This window comes from Pseudolactococcus piscium, from assembly GCF_002441695.1.
GTDB lineage: Bacteria > Bacillota > Bacilli > Lactobacillales > Streptococcaceae > Pseudolactococcus > Pseudolactococcus piscium.
Window position 1 is genome coordinate 15,165 of record NZ_JXJW01000014.1, and the last position, 19,396, is coordinate 34,560.

The following is a 19,396-nucleotide window of genomic DNA, read 5'->3' on the forward strand; positions in this document are numbered from 1 at the left end:
ATTTGATATTTTCTACATTTAAATAATACACTCCGCATTCAACGCAACATGATTAGCTAATTCCTGCAACAAATACACCCTATTTACTAATAATCTTTGGCTTTTTAACCTAAAATATTATACACTATCTTTATGGACAATATTAATAAACACTATCATGCACTCGCATTTTTTGATTTAGATGGCACACTCCTAAATAAGAACAGTGAGTTAGATGAATCAGTCAGCCAAGCACTCCACACCATACGAGATAATGGCATCCTGCCAATCATTGCAACTGGACGTGGTCATTTCGAATTAGAGGAGCTCATGGCACAATCTGGTATTACCAGTGCAATTGCCATGAACGGCCAATATATTATCGTAGATGGCGAGACGATTTATCATGAGCCAATTCCTTTGGATAAATTGCTCGAGCTTAAACTGTTAGCAGAGGCTAAAAATCAGGTCATGGCTTTCTATGATAAATCTGGAAACTGGGTTTCAGATGTCAACCAGCTGGTCATCGATGCTTATGCACACATCGATTCCCCACTACCTGTCGTTGATAATCGTCGCCATTTAACAGACGAAGTCAACATGTTATTAGTCTTTACCAATCAAGCTTCTGATGTTGCTTACTATCATAATCTAGTGCCAGCCTTTGATTACTTCAAGAACACACCATTTTCGATAGATATCGTGAATGCTGGCTCAAATAAAGGAACCGGCGTCAAAAAAGTTGTCGAGTTACTTGGCTTTACTGGCGAAACGTATGCCTTTGGTGATGGCCCAAATGACTTGCACTTGCTCGAAGCAGTTGACCATGCGACTGCTATGGGAAATGGGATAGATGAACTAAAAGCAATCGCTGATTTTGTCTCAACAGCAAATACGGATAATGGTATCGTCAATGCCTTTAAACATTGGGATCTACTTTAATGCAAAGTTGCCATTTACTTACAAATAGATAGCTAGGGCATTTGCCAAATAATTGATAAAAAAAGACCGACCAAGTCTAGCAATTGCTAAATCATTGGTCGGTTTTTTATGCTTAAATTTAAGCTAAAGCTTGCGCTGCTGTAATGATTGATAATTTATAGACATCTTCTTCATTTGAGCCACGTGACAAATCAGATACTGGTTTATTCAAGCCTTGCAAGATTGGACCAATCGCTTCAAAATTACCTAAACGTTGTGCGATTTTGTAGCCGATATTGCCTGATTGTAAATCTGGAAAGACAAAAACAGACGCATTCCCAGCTACATCAGAATCTGGGAATTTCAAACGACCAACCTCGGGTACAAAAGCAGCATCAAACTGCATTTCACCATCGATTTTAAGATCTGGACGTAGTGTTTTAGCAATCTTCGTCGCTTCTACAACTTTAGTTACATCTGGTGATGCACCTGACCCATTTGTAGAGAAGCTTAACATAGCAACGCGTGGTTCAATATCAAACAATTTCGCTGTTGCTGCTGAGTCAATGGCAATTTCTGCTAATTCTTGTGACCCTGGGTCAATATTAATGGCACAATCACTGAAAACATACTTTTCTTTGCCATAGGCACGTACCATCAAGAAGGCACCAGATGTTCTAGAGACACCAGGCTTAGTTTTGATAATTTGGAGGGCCGGACGTACAGTATCTGCTGTAGAATGTATGGCACCTGATACCAAACCATCGGCTAAGCCCATATAGACAAGCATCGTCCCAAAATAGTTGACATCCAACAAGATATCTCTTGCTTGTGCTTCTGTCACTTTTCCAGCACGACGTTCCACAAAGGCTGTAACCATCGTGTCAAATTTGTCATAGTTAGCTGGATCAATAATCGTAAAGTGAGATGACTGTAAGCCACGCGCACGTAAGGTTGCAGAAATTTCTTCAACATTTCCCAAAAGAATTGGTGTCAACAATTCCTCTGCTTGCAAGCGATAGGCAGCACCAATGATACGAGATTCTATACCTTCTGGAAAAACTATTTTCAAATTTTTTCCTGCAATTTTGGCTTTAAGACCATCAAACAAATCATTCTTCATTTATAATTTTCCTTAACTTAATATAATATAGTTGTTAGTTCAATGATAGTATAGCACAAATGGTAAGATAATGTAAACGGTTACCACTTGTCAATTTTCTTCTAAAATTGATGCAATTTTAGTATTAATAATATCTAGTCCAACCAAATTGCTGACACCTTCAGGAATAATCAAATCTGCGTAACGCTTTGTCGGTTCAATAAACTCATGATACATCGGTTTAACAGCACTTAGATACTGGGTAATAATACTATCCAAACTTCTACTACGTTCGGCCATATCTCGTTTGATCCGGCGAATAATCCTGACATCGTCATCCGTGTCCACGAATATTTTAATATCCATCATGTCACGTAATCGCTTGTCATCTAATACTAAAATCCCCTCGACAATGATCACATCAACAGGATTTTGTGAATACGTTTCTTGACTCCGAGTATGTAAGGCATAGTCATAAATAGGGATATCAACTTGCAAGCCATCTTGTAAGGCGCCAAGTTGTGTCAATAAATAGTCAGTATCAAAGGCAAATGGATGGTCGTAATTTGTCTTAAGTCGGTCTTCAAACTCAAGCGAGCCTTGATCTTTATAATAAGAATCATGTGCGATCAATGCAATATGCTCATGTGAGAAATTAGCTAATATGGCTTGGCTAACTGAACTTTTTCCAGAAGCTGACCCACCTGCTACTCCGATAATTAAAGGTTTTTTAGTCATGTAAATATTATACCACATCAGATAAGCTGTCCTGATTCGAATTTCAATTTTTTCTCATTTTTATTTCGTTAAGGCTTGTCGTGTATTAATTGATTAGACTCGAGTAAGATTTTATCTGACTGATTTATGCTATCTGCTTGTCTAGTCTGCATTTGTACCCTGTCATTTATAGGGTAACATCAAGAACCATCTTCTATTATCTATCAATTTAAGCTGATTTTTGGTAAAATAGTCAGTATATGGAAAAAATATTAGCACTAGAAGCCTATCATCTTGACTTACATTGTGGTGAAAAACTTCTAATTAAAGGCCCGATGGCGAGTGGGAAAACAAAGTTACTGACTGATATTGCGACGCAACTCCCCACCTATCAGTTTGATTTTCTATCTCAAACACTAGATGATAATTTTATACCTGGCACTGTAGCTGAAAATTTGGCTTTCAACCTAGAAAACGATGCGATCTCATCTGAGGAAATCGCAACAAAAATACATAAAATTAGCGAAAAATATGATGTGATTGAACACTTGACTACAGATATTTATGAGCTATCGACTGCTCAAAAACAGGTCATCTCACTCATCCAAATTTTAATCCATCCGATGACGACGCTACTGCTTGATGAACCCCTATTTCTGCCTACAGACTACACAGGTACTGTAATCGTTACAGGGGATTTTGATGAGACCTTTTTTGATCATGTCATTCATCTACCTGATCCTTTAAGTGATTCTCCCTCAAGTGATGCGCTAGTGGTTTTAAAGAGAGACATCAACCACGATAAAGCTATTTTATCCGTAACTGAAGTCGTTTCAGGTGTCAGTTTCACTGTTTACCAAGGGGAAAAAGTGAGTATATCAACCACAGCAAGCGCACCGATTGCTGATAAGCTTGCTGGTTTTGCCAAAGCATCTGGTGAAATTGATTTTTATTATGAAAACATTACCCATCAAGCACTTGACAAGCGTGGTCGGAAAATCGGCTATATCATGGCTAATCCCGATGATATGATTTTCGTGACATATGTTAAAGATGGTCATATTAGTCAAGACATATTAACCCTCTGTGGCTTAAGTGATCTGACAGATAGGGCAATCGACACGCTATCTTTTAGACAGAAAAAATTATTTGCAACTGCCTGTATTCTGATGAAGCAGACACCAATCGTCTTAGTTGATCAGCCCGAGTTTACCTATTTTCAAGATATCCTAGCCTACCTTGATGACAAAGGCATCACCGTAATTCTGACCTCAGCATCTGATCTCTTTACACCTTTGATGGACAGAAAGGAGGTTTTCTGATGTCTAGACAACTTGCACCTATCACTAAATTTCTAGTGTTTATTCTGACAAGCATGGCAGCGATTATTTCAAACGATACCCGGTTTCTAGCCTTGTTAGCCCTGCTATCTATGCTTACCTACCTACATCCTAAAGTTAAGCCTTATATCCCTTTTTTAGGCTTGATTGCATGCCATCTCATCCTCCTCTATCTCATCAATCCAAGCTACGCCGTGTCACTCTACAACTATGATATCAGCTGGATCTATGATTTTACCATACAGGATGTCCTCTACTTATTAACGATCATGCTGAAAGATATTATCATCCTTAATTTCCTCACTTATTTTATCATTAGCAGTCGGCCTTCAGAAATCAGTGCTAGTTTAGCTGAAATTGGACTGCCTTATCGTTTGGCTTATAAAATTGGCCAACTGTTTACAGTAGTTCCTACATATAAAAAGACTGTTTTAAAATTAAAGCAAGCTGCATCTGCACAAAATAAGACTGTTTCAAAAAGAACAAGACTTCATTTTTTTCTAAGCGCTAATCAGCATCATGCCTTAAGCAGCAGACACTTTGGAAAAAAAAGTCATCGCACTTGGTATGCCATCCCAGTTTTAAGTCGATTAGACTACCTCGTCTTACTACTTGCCCTGTTTTCTGTTATAATAAGTATTAGTTTAATCTATATCAATGGCTCTAGGCTATGGAATCCTTTTATATAGTCTGATAGCTCGTCGTATATCCTTTATATGAAAAAATAGAATGAGGCGTGACAAAATGAAATTAAAACTTGGCGTAATCGGTACTGGATGGATTTCCCGTTCTTTTATAGATGCAGCACTTGCCACTGGTAAGTATCACTTTTCTGCCGTTTTCACACGTAATCTTGAAACTGGTGTGACCTTTACTGAGGACTTCCACCATGTAGACGTCTTTGATGAATTATCAGAGTTGGTAACTGCGGATCTTGATGTGATCTATATCGCAAGCCCCAACTCTTTACATTTTGAACAAGCAAAAGCAGCTATCTCATCTGGTAAACATGTCATCGTTGAAAAACCCGCATTTTCTAATCCAACAGAGCTTGAAGCCATTATTAAACTGGCGACTAAAGAACAAGTCTTGTTTTTTGAAGCGGCTAGAAATCTACATGAAAAATCATTTGATCTGATTCGTGCCTTTTTAGAGGATAAAACAGTGATTGGTGCTGATTTCACCTATGCCAAATATTCCTCAAAAATGCCCGCATTATTAGATGGGCAACTGCCAAATAAATTCAATCCTGCCTTTTCTGGTGGCTTGTTAGCTGACTTAGGCGTTTACTTGTTGTATGCTGCCCATGCCTACTTTGGCAAACCCAAATATGCACGCTATGAGGCACAAGTACTGGATTCTGGCGTTGATATCTCTGGTGTTGGCATTTTGACCTATGATGGCTTTCATGTCTCTATCAAAACAGGCGGACATTATAATTCTTTTGTCCCTTGTGAGATTTTCACGACGACTGGGACATTAGTGCTTGATGCTGTCAACGCTGTCAAATATGCGCGTTTCATTTCTCTTGATGGCACGACACACGAACTCCCGATTAAGCCTACAAAAAATAATATGCAAGAAGAAGCCATGGATTTTGCTAAAATCATGCTAGAACCCGATACACAAGCTAACTTTGATCTATACGAAGACTGGTTAAACCTCGCCATCAATGTCTCTGAAACAAGTTATGCGATGCGAGAAAGTGCAGGAATTAAATTTAATGCTGACGAAAAATGACCTACCCCAAGTCTGGACTGATGTCTTAGCTGATGTTTCTGATTTTACAGATGTCCAAAAGGCATCCTTTGAGATCATTTCATCTGGTAAGAACAGTCTGGCAACTAGCCCCACTGGAACTGGTAAAACCTTGGCTTATTTATTGCCAAGCTTACTGAAAGTCGAAAAAAAGCAAGGCCAACAACTCCTTATACTAGCGCCAAATAGTGAATTAGCAGGTCAGATCTTTGAAGTGGTCAAATCCCTTGCGACTCCGCTTGGTCTTAATGCTAATCTAGTTATTTCAGGTGCTAGCATCAAACGCCAAATCGAGCGTATTAAAAAAGGACCTGAGATCATCGTGGCAACACCAGGACGTGCCTTGGACCTTGTTAAAGACAAAAAAATCAAAATGACGTCGATTAATACGATTATCTTGGATGAAGTCGATAATCTTTTAGAAACATCCCAGTGGCGATTCGTTAAACCAATCATCACACGGACACCCAAAACCTATCAGTTCATCGCTTCAAGTGCAACAGCTCATGAAGTATTCGATAAGATGTCGGCCTTTGCGCCTGACTTGGTCGAGATTAATGTCGAAAAAACTGAGCCAACTGTTGAACATTTCATGATCAAGGTTGAAAATCGTAAAAAAATAGACCTGCTACGTCAAATCGCGCATATGCCAAACATGCGGGGACTGGTCTTCTTTAACCGCTTGGAAGATCTTGGCAATGCTGAAGAAAAATTAACCTTCCAAAATATCGCTGCAGTATCGATTGCAAGTGATGTCAATGGCCGGTTTAGAAAAACGATTATCGAGAGATTTAAGACAGGCCAAATCACCCTGCTCCTTGCGACAGATATCGCCGCACGTGGCCTCGATATCAATGATCTTGACTATGTCATTAACTTTGATATCCCCGTAACGGCTGAAAGCTATACCCATCGGGCAGGTCGTACTGGCCGAATGGGTAAATCCGGTGTCGTGGTTAATGTCGTTGGTAACTCATTTGACGAAAAAAATGTCAAACACTATCAAAAACAACCTGAAAAAGTCCTCAAATCAGGTGAATTTATCAGCCTAAAATGATATAATATTTAGTGGTTAACAAACCACTACTGTCCCTCTAGTATAACGGATATTACGGGCCCCTCCTAAGGGTTTGATGCTGGTTCGATTCCGGCGGGGGACATTATAATACGTTAAAAACCCTTATTTTATAAGGGTTTTTAATTTGAATATGCCAAAAATGTGCCAAATTATTTTTTTCAGCTCATCTCGCTATTCCATTTCTTTATCTTTTCAGGTCTAAACCCTGACCAAAATTCCAACTCCTCCTCAGTCTCGTCATCTATGATTTTGATAAATGGCAGAGAGTTTTTTAGTTAATCTGAAAGTAGATAAATCAAATCAATTATAATTTGCATCTCGGTGATTGTTGAAAAAATAACAATTGATCCAATATCAGATATCGAGAAACTAACCTCTTCACCGTTAACAGAATATACTACTGCAATATTACTTAGCTCACCAGCCCCATCGAAATCTTTAAAGACATTTGTATCTGTCACTCTTGTGCCAGAAATACTGCTTCCATGTATTGTTTCAATCCTCACTTTACGAAATTGAGCTTTTTTAACATCTGTCGAGTCTTCAATAATTCTAGGTAAGTTATAGGCTATTTTTTGATAATTTACACCAAATTCTTCAGATATATATTCAGAAATTTTATCGCAACTTTTTTTATTCGCTAAAATAATTAGTTTACCGGTTTCATTAGCAATCAGAATATCGTACTCAACATTGACGATAACTTCGGTTGTATCTTGTCCAAATACTCTAGCTCTTAAAGAAAATACTTCATCCATAACTATGCGACATCTGGTGTATGTTCCTATCATTTCATTCTTAAATAACTGAAACGATAACTCTTCAGTGTGTCCACTAACAACTTTCTCTTCTTTTTTAGTAAAGTCATCAATTTTACTATTATCAAAAGCTAAACTTCCATTCACCCCATAAACTGATACCGACTGCATAATTTCCCCTTTTACATTGTTAAAATTAATTCAGCAATAACTTTTATATCGCTAAAATTTTTATCTACGTAGCTCATTGAATCCAATCCAACTCTTATGTCATTGTCATCAAAAGCAGTTTTTTCCAAGGATGTAGCTGAAATAATCATGATAAATGATTTTATTTTATCTACACCAATTTTTGTAACACCAGGATTTAAGAACGGATTCTTTTTTGAATAATCAGATTTAAATGTAAATTTTTTATCTTCAATCCTAAATCTATTATTTAAATCATCAAATATTCTATCAAGAATATTAATATTTTTCAGAGCAGATTTGTATGAAGAATTGGGAACACTTATGAAAATCTCATATTCATATTCATCAATTTCTTTAATATCATGATGAATTATACTCACAATCATTGAATCCATTTGAAAAACAATCTTATGTTTCGTCTGGCTGATTTTTTTTATACTATTTCTATAGTATTTTTTTGTTTCATCAAATAAAGTAGCGAGTTGTTCATCTTTATAAAAGTTAAAAAAACCTGATATTTCGAAATTAACATCTTTCTTAAATGAAAATATTTTATTCAGTGAAATATAGAATTTCACTTTATGAAAATATAGCCATTGGAGTATTGAATAGATTATCGATAATAATCCTATGACGTTGACGACATTACCTATTACATCAAACATAATCAAACCTCACTCTCTACTTACTTAGTATAACATTAAAACGATTGATGAATTAGATAATTTTACTACTATTAGTTGGAATTGTCAAACAAAAACTCCCACGATCACACTGACAAGACCACGGGAGTTTTAACTATATAGTCTAAAATTTCAATACTTGATCAGCATAAATATAATTAGGATTAGCAATTCCATTAGCTGACACAAGACGTTCCACTGTCGTACCAAATTGTGCAGCGATTGATGATAGAGTGTCACCATACTCAACGACAAATACCCCTGCTGTTGGCCATGATTGGCCACTAGTAACGTTTGTCCTGAGTAAATCACATCAGGATTACTTAAGCTGTTAACACGCGCAAGCTCTTGCCACGTCGCCCCATACTTAGTAGCGATACCACTCAAGTTCTCGCCGTACTGTACAACGTGAGTTTGGCCAGTATTCACAACTGGTGCACTAGTAGATGCATCTAGAGTTTCAACATCATATACGCTGATCCAGCTCATGATACCGTCAAGCAGCATTCTATCGCCTGACTTCTCAATAATCTTGTAAGAGGTACCCTTAATCCAGTCAGGAATGACCTCACCAGTCGCGTAGACACTAGAGCTAAAATTGACCTTGGCAGTCATGCCCACTTCTTTAGCGTTACCTTTTACCTGGTCGGCTTCTTTACCCGCTTCAATTGCGGGTATCTCTGTTTTAAGATTTTCAGGATTACCGTCTATATAGTCATTATCCGTCACACCCGACAAGTCGATATTCTCATCAAGTCCACCAGCTACATAGGTTGACGTGAACTGAAATACTTGAATATTGTCCCACGATGGAAAGTAATCATAATTTGGAACAGGGGTCACATTATAATCAGGATACTGGGCCATTCACAAGCCAAACTTGCTAGAGATGCGGCCGAAATCTAAATTATTAGTCAAGAAATGTTTATAGCCATATAACAAAGGCGTATATCCACGGTCTTTGATGTACTGCAGCGACCACAGAATTACATCAGTGTTGGCAAGGCCCTCTTCAACATCGAGTGCGACAATCGAACCCTTAGGCGTTTGCACTTGGGCAACCTTTGCTTGTTTACATACTGGCTGCCGACAGATTCTTTTCCTGAACCAACACCATTACCTGCTGGGTTCTCAGCAGATGATGCTAAACGTTTATTAACTGCATTTTCAAAAGCACTATGGAATTATTTCTCAATAGCTTCTACTGAATCTTAGGTGGAGGGCTAGCATTTGGATTACCTGAATTACCTTTGGCATTCTTATTGCCTTTCATTGAATCGTAACGCTCTGTTTCAATCGGAGCGCTCCGTTTCATTTAATTGCTCCACTTGTCCTCAGATTTCCATTTTCTAATAGTTGAAGGACGTACACCGAGTTCATCAGCAATATCTTTTAAAGGCTTTTTCTTATTAGATTCTATCCAAATTCGATACGCCTCATCACGTAACGGATTCCTCTTCCTTACCACATCTACATCACCTCCTTATCTGTGTTTTGTTTTGTAAAATAAAAAAGGCTATGTCAGAGACACTACCTTTATCCTTTTACAGTAATTTTCTTAATTTTTTTATCTCTTCAAGCATAGATTCAGAAAACTCTTTTGAGCTTTTTATTTGAGAGAAATTTTTAGTTTGCTCGGCACGTTCTTGAATATAATCTTCATGTCTCATTAACCTTGACAGATTTTCAATTCTGCTTAGTATTTCATCTTTTTCCATGCTATGTTATCTACCAAGAATATACTTTATATCTTCTAAACTCCACTCGTTTTTATGACCATCTATTTTTTTCTTAAAGAGATCTTCTTTTCTTTCAATCATTTCATGATAACCATCTATACCAGGTCCCATTCCGTGACTATTTAGAGTTATTTCCCCAGATTTAAATAGTTTTCTTGTATCATGGAATTTACCTTGATCTTTTATAAGAAATTTAGCATAAGAATATAATTTATATCCAATATCATCATTTGCATCAAACCCAGAAAAAGTTATTTGATAGCTGTCAATACCATTCTTAATTTCATCATTTTGATTCCATTCATAGTATAAATCATCATAAAGATTTATAATTCTGTATACAAATTTACAGTCTTCTTTAGATAATGAATCAGTATAAGGAACATGTTCAAAATATTCTCCTTCAAATCCCAGTTCATAGATCTCTTTTCTTTGACTATAATATTCTTTATCATTTTCGTCGTCAGATAACTTTTCAAGTAAATCGTATTGATTGGCCAATACTTGTCTTTCAAATAAAGATAATTCCATGAAGTTTCTCTCCTTTTTTGAGAATCAAAATACTCTTACAAAACAATGCAAATAGACAACCCATAAACAATTAAAAAAAAATTATTTACTATCTTTATTATACCACACAAAAAAGCAATACCTGATAACTCAAAAAATGTCCATTCTGTTTTTCATTCATTTTTTTGTTTCTATTTCTAACATTTGTATATATTTTATACCTCGATCGTTCAACTCGTATCGCTCATATGATGGGATGTAATGATTATAATTTTGCAAACTGATATTTTCGCCTGGAACTTCTTCCTTGTTAATTAATGACATTTCATACCATTTAGAAATATAAAGTTCATTCATTACTTTGCCATATAAATCATGACTTATTGTGCTTGAATGTTCTAATAATCTATCTTTGGAAAGGATCAACATTTGAGATGCAGTTAGTTTTTCTTCTGTTATAGCAGTAACTTTTTCTACTATTTGTTTATCAGAATCAAAACTTATATTATCGGGGCTACTTGGATCTTGCTCTTTCAAAGATTCTTTTATTTTTTCAACTTCTAAATATATATCTGGTATAATCAAAGGATTGTCTGAAAGTTTGCTTTTCACATATTCAAAGCTGTATTGTCCTATAAATGCATCCTTTACTTCATTGATTTCTTTTTGCATTTTAATTACTTCATCTTGTCTTAATACTAATTGTGAAGACAGTTGTTTATTTTCTTCATTCAAAATATCTAATTTATTTAAGTTGCTACCCTTAATCCACCCCTCCAAAGTCTTTTCATTTCTTTTTATGACTCTATTAATAGATTTCAACACTTCTGCTTCTATTTGATCTATATTATCAATTTGAGAAACTATTTTGCCCATTATCTCTTTTTTAAATTCAATAAATTTTGGGTTGCTAGTTTCCAAGTCAGTAGCTTTTATTTCACCAGACAACTATATAATAACATATTGATAGTAGTCAACACTTTTATCATTTTTTAATTATCTGCAATTTAAATACATAATAATAGACTATCAGCATCTTTGACATGTGACGCTGTTTGAATCACGTGCCAAGAACTCTTATCAAATAATTTAATTTGTTTAATCGTTGCTCCAGAAGTCCGACACCCTGTTACCAATATATCGCATTTGTATCTATTTGCAAGAACTCCAGCGCTAATAATATTCCACATATGATCACCATAAGATGAAATTAGAACTAATTCTCCTGTACTGATTTTTTTAAAAATCGAAAAAAAAGAGCGACCTCTCGGTTTTATAATTTTCATGGATTTACTCATAGTAAATACATCTTTTACTAATTTATAGTCGCTATGTGTTTTTATTTCATAATACAATAGTTGGATCGTACTAATTCTGTCACTTAAGTTTTTGCCTTCCAGAGCAATAATACGCATATAGAGTCTCCTATTTATGTTTGTATAAAAAGTTACTACATAAAATATATAGTAACACAAAAAATTCCTCACATCACTTTATCAGAAAAGTCTTTTATTGAATATATGATTCACTTTTGATTTTTTGAATATTTGTGGATTTTGATTCAAAAGCTGTTTAATAATTTTTGCTGAAATTTCACTTTCATTAAACAGTTCACTGCTATTTACTTTTTGCTTTCCCCAATCTGTTTGATTATAAAAATCGTTTATAACATTAAAATGTTCTATTATATTTCTGCAAGGATCCAAACGTTGATCAATCACAGTAGAATACTTTAGTATATTTTCAAATTTATTATTTTCTTTTGTAAAGACCTCACTCATTTCAAATATGGCATCACCATAGCCACCAATCCATTTATGTTTTTTTACATACGTTATATTATTTTCATCTTTTGAAATAATATAAATATTTTTTAGTTCTAAATTTTCTTTTTTGGGCAAACAAAATTCAAATAATTTATCTGATTTCAAATATGAAACTATTTCACTTCTAAAATATTGCTCTACCCCATTTATGTTTGTTTCCAATAAAATACAGGTATACGGTGAAAATTCTCCACTAATGTACTCAATACTAAAGTTGAAATAATACACTTCTACATCTCTAATTTTTATTAGTTTGGCATCCTCTTTTCTATATTTGGCCATATTTGAACTTCTTAATGATTCTCTTCTGTGTTTTTTATCAAAAAACATTTGAACTACAACAAATAATACGGCTAGTAGCGTACCTATTCCACTAACCCAATCTGCTATGCTCCCTAACTCTAGTGTAACCATTAATGTAATTTCCTATCTTATAAACTGATATCGAAACGGGATTTTTTTAATCTGTCCCATGCCAATTTATTAGCGTCCTCTGTTTTTTCAAAGACATATTGTTCGATATTTCCGTTGGGCCATTTTACAAAATGCGCCCCATCAACACCTTCTCCGTTTGTATAAAAAACTTCAAGTCCATTTAACAGCCTGCATGCTATATCTACATGTAGAATATTGGCGTAATATTTTTGCAATCCATGCATTTCATTAGGAAATAAAATTGCTTTTTCAACACTTTGTTCACCTGACTCTTTATAGTATAATATTCCGTCTAAATCTCGAATTGGTAAACTTTCTTTCAACGAATTGAAAAAAAGTGACTCTACTTTGATACTGAAATACGGTAAATATTCCCTATCTTGTTCTTCTTTAGCATTTTTATGCTCTCTATCAATCTGATACTTAGCTACAAAATAGGCAATCAATCCAGATGGAATTATACCAAGATAACTACCCCAAAAACTAAGCCAATCTCCCTTGCCACTTGGGACAGGTAACCAATATTCAACTAATAAAGGTGCGACAATGCATGCAAATAACAATAATATGTACAATTTTTTCATATAGATATTATACCATATAGCAAAAAGCAACCACTGATTTAACAGTTAGCTGCCTTTGTCTTTATTTCCATAATACTGAGCGTTTATCTTGTTAAGAAATTAACCACGATAATCTAATTTGGATCCGTTAATCAAATTAGTGATAACTACATTGTTCATAATTGTTTTGGTGAGTGCAATTCCATTAGACATTTGATGTCCTTCCGTTACCGCATCTACTTGACCTTGTCCATTAAGAACGCTATAGATGCCGCGACTCAAATTAAACAAAACAAAAGTTCCATTTTTTATATATTGATTAACATCTCCACCACTACATTGTGCAATAAACATTTTTAAATCTCCTTTTTCCTTTTTGTCTTCATTTGAATTTCCGTCTTGCGGGTTACCAGAACTATTAGTTCTGCCTTTGCCATCAAAATTAATGACACTCCTTGGATTTACACGTTGCCACTGTGCGCCTTGCCACACTTCAAAATGTAAGTGTACGCCAGTTGCTAATCCGGTTTTACCCATGATGCCCAAAATGCTATTAGCATTCACTTTTTCACCAACAGCAACGTTAACTGAACTAAAATGACCGTAGTAAGTCCAATATCCATCATCATGTTGTACTATGACATAATTGCCACCCTGCGAGTGGTATGTAACAGTCGTTACTGTCCCTGCACGTGCTGCGTAAATGGGCGGGTTGCCTCCTGCAGTTGGAGCCACATCAATACCGCCATGTATCTGACCTGGCGTCCCCCACCCTTCTTGGTCCCATTCTTGTGTTACTTGATAAGAAATATCAAGCGGGCACAACCAACTATCTACCATATTAATTCCTCCTTATTTTTTTAATCAGCTCTAGCAAATCCGTCAATCTGCCAACTGACCCACCTAATATACAGCTGTATTTTTTAGGAACGACTTCATGCTGGAATCGAACCAACAATAATTTCACCAACCACTTTGAAGCCTATAATTGCGTGCAGATGTCATTTCAACAACCGCTATGAATCATGTGTTAAATATTTTTGTAGTAGTTAAAGTTGGATACTTATCCACCAGTTTCATAATCCTATTTTATCAACTATTTCCATTTACTTATCCGACGTTTATCCGATAGTCATATCAGACCATATGCGGATGCAAATTGCAAGAGAGCACTGTTTAAATAATCATTATATCTGATTTAGGGAAATTCATTTCTGATGGATACCTATAGTGATCATCAAAAGAATTGACTCCCATTATGCTTTAATTACATCTATTTAAGTAGTAACCAGTTTGCTACTAAACATAAATTAACATTTTTTATTTAATATTCGTCAATATGTACTCCTTGATCCTGAATGAAGGATGCGCAGCCACGTATCTTGTTATTCTTTCATTCTCATACACTACTACCACTTTAAAGATACTGCCAAACAAATTGATATCTTTTTTAACTTGATATATAGTAATATGTTTATTGCTCATGATGTAAGAACGCCATATACAGTTTAAGTTAGGCTTATAAAATTATTGTATCATTTTTATATTTAAAGCAACCGTGATATACTTATCCTAACTAATAGGAGGATTTCAATGACTCGTAAAGAATTAATCCAATTGCTACTTCACGAAACAGACTCATATGAAGATTATCCGTTTAATAAAAATAAACGTGAAAAAACTTTATGGACTGTAATCAAACAGAAAAGCACGCATAAAATGATTGCGCTAATCTTCGAAAAAAATGGTCAGCTGATGATAGATTTGAAGCTTAAACCAGAACACGGTGATGAAGTTAGAATTTATGATGGTGTCTTCCCAGGTTACCACATGAACAAAACACATTGGAATACAGTCGTTGTAAACAATACAAATCTTCCTTATGACGGACTCATCAAGATGATTGAAGAAAGTAATATGTTAACTACAAAATAATGACACATCCAATCAATAAGATCTATTTAAGTTAAAGTAAAGGAACTTATCCTAAAATAAACAAATAGAAAGCGAGATGAAATTATGATTGAAGAACCAAAAAATGAAGAATCGAATGGCACATTAATAAGTAACATTGAAGGTAGGAAAGATGACAAAAAAATAACGACGTGGTCAAAAACAAAAACATGGTACAAAAAAGTTAATAAAAAAATAGTTTTATTTTCTGCTGGCTTTTTCGTACTAGGTAGCTTTTCAACATTTTTAATTAGCCATACTATAAATCACTCTCAAAGATTCGAAAGAGCTAGTCTGTACAGACATGGTATAGACAGGTATGGTATAGACAGGCATGGTATGGACAGACATAGTATGGACAGACCGAAAAGAAATCACAAATTTCATAAGGAAAATAGCAATAAAGAGCGTAATAATTTTGATTAAACATCTATAAAAAAAAGCACACAGTTAATAAACCGTGTGCTCAGACCGCAGACAGTGAAACATGACCCTTATTTTATAAGGGTTTTGTTTTTTACTGCCAATAGAAAACAATACTTTCTAAAGAAATTGGGCACAAGCAAAGCATAAAATGAAAAATTTTGCTTTATTATCTGGTATCTTTTTTCTGATTTTTACCATATTGTTGTTCATAGCTACTCAGCCATAATTAAATGATGTCAAGCGCTCACGCGCTTTTTTCATCTATTTTTTTCAATATAACCTACTAATGATGCGAAATAAGCTAACAAAAAATAACCTGACTATGATTGACACTTTGACATCTTTTAAAAATCATGTTATCATGGATTAAATTGATATAAACAAAGGTTGGGCTGTGGCTTCAAGGTTTATTCTTCTTAGGGCAGGAAGAATACTTGAAGTCACGCCCTTTTTTTATGAAAGGTATTCCTACTTATGACACAACTTTTTAACCACTCACCCATTATTATCATCATTTTTGTTTTTGTGGCGGCACTAGTCACACTTTCCAAGTCAACTGACTACTTGACAGATGCTGCTATCGTCATCTCAAAATCTTTTGGTATCTCGGACATCATCATTGGCGCGACCATCGTCTCATTAGGGACTAGCTTACCAGAGTTTGCAACCACCATAAGCGCTTTAGCAAGTGGCTCAACTGATTTAGCATTAGGTAATGTATTAGGTTCTATTATTACAAACACTAGTTTCATTTTAGGACTGGGGATCTTATATGGCAGTATACCCGTCTCAAAAAAATCTACCTTTAATGTAGGGGTTACGTTTTTAGGAATCGTCAGTATTTATCTTATATCCCTGTTCAATCATGCATCGGTACCCAGATTTTTAGGGTATGTCCTATTAATTGCCCTACCGATATACCTGTTCCAATCCTTCAAAACGAATCAAGTTGATGAGGCAATTGTGCATCCAAATGCTAACAAAGAAAAAATGTCGCTGGCCAAACTGACCCTATTAATCCTTAAAGTCATTATTTCCGGTTTAGTCGTCGCATTAAGTTCAAGCTTTTTAGTGGCAACAGTACAAGTTTCAGCAAGTAGAATTGGTATTTCTGAAGCCATCATTTCAGCCACAATCGTCGCACTTGGCACCAGTTTACCTGAGCTATCTACTGTTATCTCCTCTGCTAAAAAAGGATATGGCGGACTGGCATTTGGTAATTTAATAGGCGCTAGCCTAATGAATCTGCTATTTGTGCTGAGTACTGCTGTTGCTTTTTCTAAAACGCCTATTATCGTGCCCAAGTCATTTCTAATCTTTCATTTTCCAATGGCAATAACCATTTTTCTTTATCTACTTTACTGTATATACAACTCAAAAAAACATGTCCTAACAAAAAAAGAGGGAGTATTTTTTATCATCCTGTACATCGTTTATATCCTATATAACTTATTTGCAAATTAGCTAATCAAAACACCCTACTGACTTAGTGTCTGTAGGGTGTTAAGCTATTATTGATTGTTTCAGCAATTGGGTAGTCTTCATAAACTAACGACTAGCTATCCAATTGACTGATAGCTGATTTTTTGACTGTTGATCAAACTAATTAGCAATGACTGATAGTGTATTATCAGATCAATAATACAAGCACCTGTTGTTACGCATCATTGGTCACATATTTAACTCTCACTAGTTAAACTTTTATAAATATTTTCTATTTTTTCAACTACTATATTGACATAATACATGACATCAATGTTGTATTTATAAATAAACAAAACTAAAGCAATTATTGCTAGAAAAAACACAAATGATATTGCTCTTTGTAGTCTAGCCGATTCATAGGCACCTCGCCACTTTGGATCGTTTTTTCTTCTTCTCAAAAACTCATACGTATGATATGCCATAGATACCCTTACTATTATTGCTATTTTTATAACAAGTGTATCATAAAAAAACGTCATAAACAACATGTTTAAAGGCTTTACTCTATTTCAAGTTTTTAACTTTTACAGTTTGGTTAGATTGGATAAATTCAGGATGACTTACGGCCATGCATACGGTCTTCACTTTAATCAGCAACATCTTGTTCCAGCAACTTCTCAAGTAACTGATCCAATGTCATCAGTTCATGCTTGGTATCTGCTAGACTTGCTAGATTATCGTCATAGTCTTTGATGAGTTCCTTAAATTCTTTTTTGGTTTCTGCTTCATCCTCAGTTGGTCTTTCAGCATCCACGTAACCACTGATATACTCAAACGGTTGACCTGATACTACTTCGCTGTCATATACAGCGTAGACAGTAAAGTCCCCACCAAATTGCTCTATATCCGCCTTAACTTCATATATGACTAGCTCACTATCGATATGCTGTTTCATCTATCATTTACTCTTTTCTTTTTTTATTTTCGTTTGACACGGTCTACGATGGTTTAATAAGTGGTGCTCGGTCAATCGCTGTTTTTGACAAATGCTAATAATTCATCGTAGACGACTGGTAAGTCAAGTATACCATCTCTATCGATAAAGTGCTTTCCTTCAGGCATGACTATCAGTTTACATTTCAGATGTCGAGCTAATGTCTCAGAATAAACGTAAGGGATAATGTCATCATCTAAAGCTGAAATAACGACTGCTTGATTTATTTTAGGTAAAACAGTTCTATAATCAATCGGTTGATCTGTGAACCCTGCTAATTGCGGTAAGGTATGTGTTTTTTCATCAAACCCAGAAACCAATATCAAATTAACCTGTTTAATATCATGTCTTTCTATAAAACGTAGTGCTTGAATACAACCAAGACTATGGCCAATGATCGTAATTCCATCAGTTTGGCTGATATGCGCATCACAATAAGCATCCCATGCAAGAGGATCTGGATCTTGAGAATTTGGCATATCTAGTAATGAGATGGCTAGATTATCTTTTTTAATTTCATTTTTTAACCATGGAAACCAGTTATCACTTGGTTGCGCAGTATAACCGTGAACTAAAAATAATTTGTTTTCCATTTTTCTCCTCTATAATTATGAGTTCTAGCTTAATGATGGTTATGACATATGCCAATCAAAGTCTTTTTGTTTCCGAGTAAAAAAAATTACTCATCCAGTGATCGACAGTTATTTACGTGATGACTTATTGAATTTCATCCTCTGTAATAAATAATATATACTCCCGAAAATCAAACTTGACACCACCCAAATAACCAAAAAAGTTGCGATAATCATAGCGATCATCCAAACTTTATCATCCGACTTAAGTAACTGATCTTTCAATGCCAAAAAATCCGATTTTCCCCAGAAAATTTTTCGAATCACTCTTACAGCCATAAAAGATAAGATGACCAAGGCTGTTGTTTTGATTGACCTTGACAATTTAGGTGGCGTAATGTCTGATTTATCTATTTCCATATATC

The 19,396-nt window shown here is 35.2% G+C and carries 24 protein-coding genes and 1 tRNA gene; 9 read left to right on the top strand and 16 right to left on the bottom strand.

Annotation, left to right across the window (positions count from 1 at the left end):
- The first annotated feature begins 132 nt into the window (after window positions 1–132).
- Window positions 133–921, top strand: coding sequence for a Cof-type HAD-IIB family hydrolase (locus tag RU86_RS07470; RefSeq protein WP_096814771.1), 789 nt, complete (start codon window positions 133–135; stop codon window positions 919–921).
- A gap of 118 nt (window positions 922–1,039) precedes the next feature.
- On the opposite strand, the gene pta is transcribed toward RU86_RS07470, so the two are convergent.
- Complete coding sequence (gene pta, locus RU86_RS07475) at window positions 1,040–2,023, bottom strand: phosphate acetyltransferase (RefSeq protein WP_096814772.1); 984 nt, start codon at window positions 2,021–2,023, stop codon at window positions 1,040–1,042.
- Window positions 2,024–2,113: 90 nt separating this feature from the next.
- Window positions 2,114–2,740, bottom strand: a complete 627-nt coding sequence (udk, locus tag RU86_RS07480) for a uridine kinase (protein WP_096814835.1) — start codon at window positions 2,738–2,740, stop codon at window positions 2,114–2,116.
- Window positions 2,741–2,979: 239 nt separating this feature from the next.
- On the opposite strand from udk, the gene RU86_RS07485 reads away from it, so the two are divergent.
- The 5 genes from RU86_RS07485 (at window position 2,980) to RU86_RS07505 (ending at window position 6,977) form a co-directional block, all read left to right on the top strand.
- The gene (locus tag RU86_RS07485) at window positions 2,980–4,041 is read left to right on the top strand and encodes an ATP-binding cassette domain-containing protein (RefSeq protein ID WP_096814773.1); all 1,062 of its coding nucleotides are present in this window, start codon (window positions 2,980–2,982) and stop codon (window positions 4,039–4,041) included.
- On the top strand, window positions 4,041–4,748 hold the full coding sequence (locus RU86_RS07490; RefSeq protein WP_096814774.1) for an energy-coupling factor transporter transmembrane component T family protein: 708 nt from the start codon (window positions 4,041–4,043) through the stop codon (window positions 4,746–4,748). The genes RU86_RS07485 and RU86_RS07490 overlap by 1 nt, the downstream gene beginning before the upstream one ends.
- A gap of 55 nt (window positions 4,749–4,803) precedes the next feature.
- Window positions 4,804–5,799: a Gfo/Idh/MocA family protein gene (locus RU86_RS07495; RefSeq protein ID WP_096814775.1), complete on the top strand. Its 996-nt coding sequence runs from the start codon at window positions 4,804–4,806 to the stop codon at window positions 5,797–5,799.
- Window positions 5,783–6,874, top strand: a complete 1,092-nt coding sequence (locus tag RU86_RS07500; RefSeq protein WP_245810500.1) for a DEAD/DEAH box helicase — start codon at window positions 5,783–5,785, stop codon at window positions 6,872–6,874. Before RU86_RS07495 ends, RU86_RS07500 begins: the two co-directional genes overlap by 17 nt.
- A 31-nt stretch (window positions 6,875–6,905) precedes the next feature.
- A tRNA-Arg gene (locus RU86_RS07505) sits at window positions 6,906–6,977 on the top strand.
- Between the two features lie 193 nt (window positions 6,978–7,170).
- On the opposite strand, the gene RU86_RS07510 is transcribed toward RU86_RS07505, so the two are convergent.
- From RU86_RS07510 to RU86_RS07560, 11 genes are all read right to left on the bottom strand, one after another.
- Entirely contained in the window at window positions 7,171–7,824 is a 654-nt protein-coding gene (locus RU86_RS07510; RefSeq protein ID WP_096814777.1) for a hypothetical protein, read from the bottom strand.
- An 11-nt stretch (window positions 7,825–7,835) separates the two neighbouring features.
- Window positions 7,836–8,510, bottom strand: a complete 675-nt coding sequence (locus tag RU86_RS07515; protein WP_096814778.1) for a hypothetical protein — start codon at window positions 8,508–8,510, stop codon at window positions 7,836–7,838.
- A 150-nt stretch (window positions 8,511–8,660) separates the two neighbouring features.
- Window positions 8,661–9,395: a LysM peptidoglycan-binding domain-containing protein gene (locus RU86_RS07520; RefSeq protein ID WP_245810501.1), complete on the bottom strand. Its 735-nt coding sequence runs from the start codon at window positions 9,393–9,395 to the stop codon at window positions 8,661–8,663.
- 448 nt (window positions 9,396–9,843) lie between these two features.
- Entirely contained in the window at window positions 9,844–9,996 is a 153-nt protein-coding gene (locus RU86_RS12245; RefSeq protein WP_096814779.1) for a phage terminase small subunit-related protein, read from the bottom strand.
- Between the two features lie 76 nt (window positions 9,997–10,072).
- Window positions 10,073–10,246 carry a hypothetical protein gene (locus tag RU86_RS12090; RefSeq protein ID WP_179296244.1) on the bottom strand — a complete coding sequence of 58 codons (174 nt, stop codon included), beginning with the start codon at window positions 10,244–10,246 and terminating at the stop codon, window positions 10,073–10,075.
- Window positions 10,247–10,252: 6 nt separating this feature from the next.
- A complete protein-coding gene (locus RU86_RS07535) occupies window positions 10,253–10,798 on the bottom strand; it encodes a YfbU family protein (protein ID WP_096814780.1) in 546 nt (181 codons plus the stop codon).
- Window positions 10,799–10,954: 156 nt separating this feature from the next.
- On the bottom strand, window positions 10,955–11,725 hold the full coding sequence (locus RU86_RS07540; RefSeq protein WP_096814781.1) for a hypothetical protein: 771 nt from the start codon (window positions 11,723–11,725) through the stop codon (window positions 10,955–10,957).
- Window positions 11,726–11,784: 59 nt separating this feature from the next.
- Complete coding sequence (locus tag RU86_RS07545; protein WP_096814782.1) at window positions 11,785–12,192, bottom strand: hypothetical protein; 408 nt, start codon at window positions 12,190–12,192, stop codon at window positions 11,785–11,787.
- An 81-nt stretch (window positions 12,193–12,273) separates the two neighbouring features.
- A complete protein-coding gene (locus RU86_RS07550; protein WP_096814783.1) occupies window positions 12,274–13,017 on the bottom strand; it encodes a hypothetical protein in 744 nt (247 codons plus the stop codon).
- A gap of 17 nt (window positions 13,018–13,034) precedes the next feature.
- Entirely contained in the window at window positions 13,035–13,622 is a 588-nt protein-coding gene (locus RU86_RS07555; RefSeq protein WP_096814784.1) for a hypothetical protein, read from the bottom strand.
- A gap of 99 nt (window positions 13,623–13,721) precedes the next feature.
- Complete coding sequence (locus RU86_RS07560) at window positions 13,722–14,441, bottom strand: M23 family metallopeptidase (protein WP_096814785.1); 720 nt, start codon at window positions 14,439–14,441, stop codon at window positions 13,722–13,724.
- A gap of 753 nt (window positions 14,442–15,194) precedes the next feature.
- Here RU86_RS07560 and RU86_RS07565 point away from each other — a divergent pair.
- From RU86_RS07565 to RU86_RS07575, 3 genes are all read left to right on the top strand, one after another.
- Entirely contained in the window at window positions 15,195–15,536 is a 342-nt protein-coding gene (locus tag RU86_RS07565; protein WP_096814786.1) for an MmcQ/YjbR family DNA-binding protein, read from the top strand.
- 84 nt (window positions 15,537–15,620) lie between these two features.
- Entirely contained in the window at window positions 15,621–15,980 is a 360-nt protein-coding gene (locus tag RU86_RS07570; RefSeq protein WP_096814787.1) for a hypothetical protein, read from the top strand.
- Window positions 15,981–16,454: 474 nt separating this feature from the next.
- Entirely contained in the window at window positions 16,455–17,444 is a 990-nt protein-coding gene (locus RU86_RS07575; RefSeq protein WP_096814788.1) for a sodium:calcium antiporter, read from the top strand.
- Window positions 17,445–18,051: 607 nt separating this feature from the next.
- On the opposite strand, the gene RU86_RS07585 is transcribed toward RU86_RS07575, so the two are convergent.
- The 3 genes from RU86_RS07585 to RU86_RS07595 all read right to left on the bottom strand — a co-directional run bounded on the left by RU86_RS07585 (window position 18,052) and on the right by RU86_RS07595 (window position 19,391).
- A complete protein-coding gene (locus RU86_RS07585; RefSeq protein ID WP_096814789.1) occupies window positions 18,052–18,360 on the bottom strand; it encodes a hypothetical protein in 309 nt (102 codons plus the stop codon).
- 71 nt (window positions 18,361–18,431) lie between these two features.
- Window positions 18,432–18,992: an RBBP9/YdeN family alpha/beta hydrolase gene (locus tag RU86_RS07590; RefSeq protein WP_096814790.1), complete on the bottom strand. Its 561-nt coding sequence runs from the start codon at window positions 18,990–18,992 to the stop codon at window positions 18,432–18,434.
- Between the two features lie 108 nt (window positions 18,993–19,100).
- Window positions 19,101–19,391: a hypothetical protein gene (locus RU86_RS07595; RefSeq protein WP_096814791.1), complete on the bottom strand. Its 291-nt coding sequence runs from the start codon at window positions 19,389–19,391 to the stop codon at window positions 19,101–19,103.
- Window positions 19,392–19,396 lie beyond the last annotated feature (5 nt).

What these genes read in the sequence shown, in the direction of transcription:
- RU86_RS07470 (WP_096814771.1), top strand. Translation starts at nt 133, where the DNA reads ATGGACAATATTAATAAACACTATCATGCACTCGCATTTTTTGATTTA.
- pta (WP_096814772.1), bottom strand. Translation starts at nt 2,023, where the DNA reads ATGAAGAATGATTTGTTTGATGGTCTTAAAGCCAAAATTGCAGGAAAA.
- udk (WP_096814835.1), bottom strand. Translation starts at nt 2,740, where the DNA reads ATGACTAAAAAACCTTTAATTATCGGAGTAGCAGGTGGGTCAGCTTCT.
- RU86_RS07485 (WP_096814773.1), top strand. Translation starts at nt 2,980, where the DNA reads ATGGAAAAAATATTAGCACTAGAAGCCTATCATCTTGACTTACATTGT.
- RU86_RS07490 (WP_096814774.1), top strand. Translation starts at nt 4,041, where the DNA reads ATGTCTAGACAACTTGCACCTATCACTAAATTTCTAGTGTTTATTCTG.
- RU86_RS07495 (WP_096814775.1), top strand. Translation starts at nt 4,804, where the DNA reads ATGAAATTAAAACTTGGCGTAATCGGTACTGGATGGATTTCCCGTTCT.
- RU86_RS07500 (WP_245810500.1), top strand. Translation starts at nt 5,783, where the DNA reads ATGCTGACGAAAAATGACCTACCCCAAGTCTGGACTGATGTCTTAGCT.
- RU86_RS07510 (WP_096814777.1), bottom strand. Translation starts at nt 7,824, where the DNA reads ATGCAGTCGGTATCAGTTTATGGGGTGAATGGAAGTTTAGCTTTTGAT.
- RU86_RS07515 (WP_096814778.1), bottom strand. Translation starts at nt 8,510, where the DNA reads ATGTTTGATGTAATAGGTAATGTCGTCAACGTCATAGGATTATTATCG.
- RU86_RS07520 (WP_245810501.1), bottom strand. Translation starts at nt 9,395, where the DNA reads ATGGCCCAGTATCCTGATTATAATGTGACCCCTGTTCCAAATTATGAT.
- RU86_RS12090 (WP_179296244.1), bottom strand. Translation starts at nt 10,246, where the DNA reads ATGGAAAAAGATGAAATACTAAGCAGAATTGAAAATCTGTCAAGGTTA.
- RU86_RS07535 (WP_096814780.1), bottom strand. Translation starts at nt 10,798, where the DNA reads ATGGAATTATCTTTATTTGAAAGACAAGTATTGGCCAATCAATACGAT.
- RU86_RS07545 (WP_096814782.1), bottom strand. Translation starts at nt 12,192, where the DNA reads ATGCGTATTATTGCTCTGGAAGGCAAAAACTTAAGTGACAGAATTAGT.
- RU86_RS07550 (WP_096814783.1), bottom strand. Translation starts at nt 13,017, where the DNA reads ATGGTTACACTAGAGTTAGGGAGCATAGCAGATTGGGTTAGTGGAATA.
- RU86_RS07555 (WP_096814784.1), bottom strand. Translation starts at nt 13,622, where the DNA reads ATGAAAAAATTGTACATATTATTGTTATTTGCATGCATTGTCGCACCT.
- RU86_RS07560 (WP_096814785.1), bottom strand. Translation starts at nt 14,441, where the DNA reads ATGGTAGATAGTTGGTTGTGCCCGCTTGATATTTCTTATCAAGTAACA.
- RU86_RS07565 (WP_096814786.1), top strand. Translation starts at nt 15,195, where the DNA reads ATGACTCGTAAAGAATTAATCCAATTGCTACTTCACGAAACAGACTCA.
- RU86_RS07570 (WP_096814787.1), top strand. Translation starts at nt 15,621, where the DNA reads ATGATTGAAGAACCAAAAAATGAAGAATCGAATGGCACATTAATAAGT.
- RU86_RS07575 (WP_096814788.1), top strand. Translation starts at nt 16,455, where the DNA reads ATGACACAACTTTTTAACCACTCACCCATTATTATCATCATTTTTGTT.
- RU86_RS07585 (WP_096814789.1), bottom strand. Translation starts at nt 18,360, where the DNA reads ATGAAACAGCATATCGATAGTGAGCTAGTCATATATGAAGTTAAGGCG.
- RU86_RS07590 (WP_096814790.1), bottom strand. Translation starts at nt 18,992, where the DNA reads ATGGAAAACAAATTATTTTTAGTTCACGGTTATACTGCGCAACCAAGT.
- RU86_RS07595 (WP_096814791.1), bottom strand. Translation starts at nt 19,391, where the DNA reads ATGGAAATAGATAAATCAGACATTACGCCACCTAAATTGTCAAGGTCA.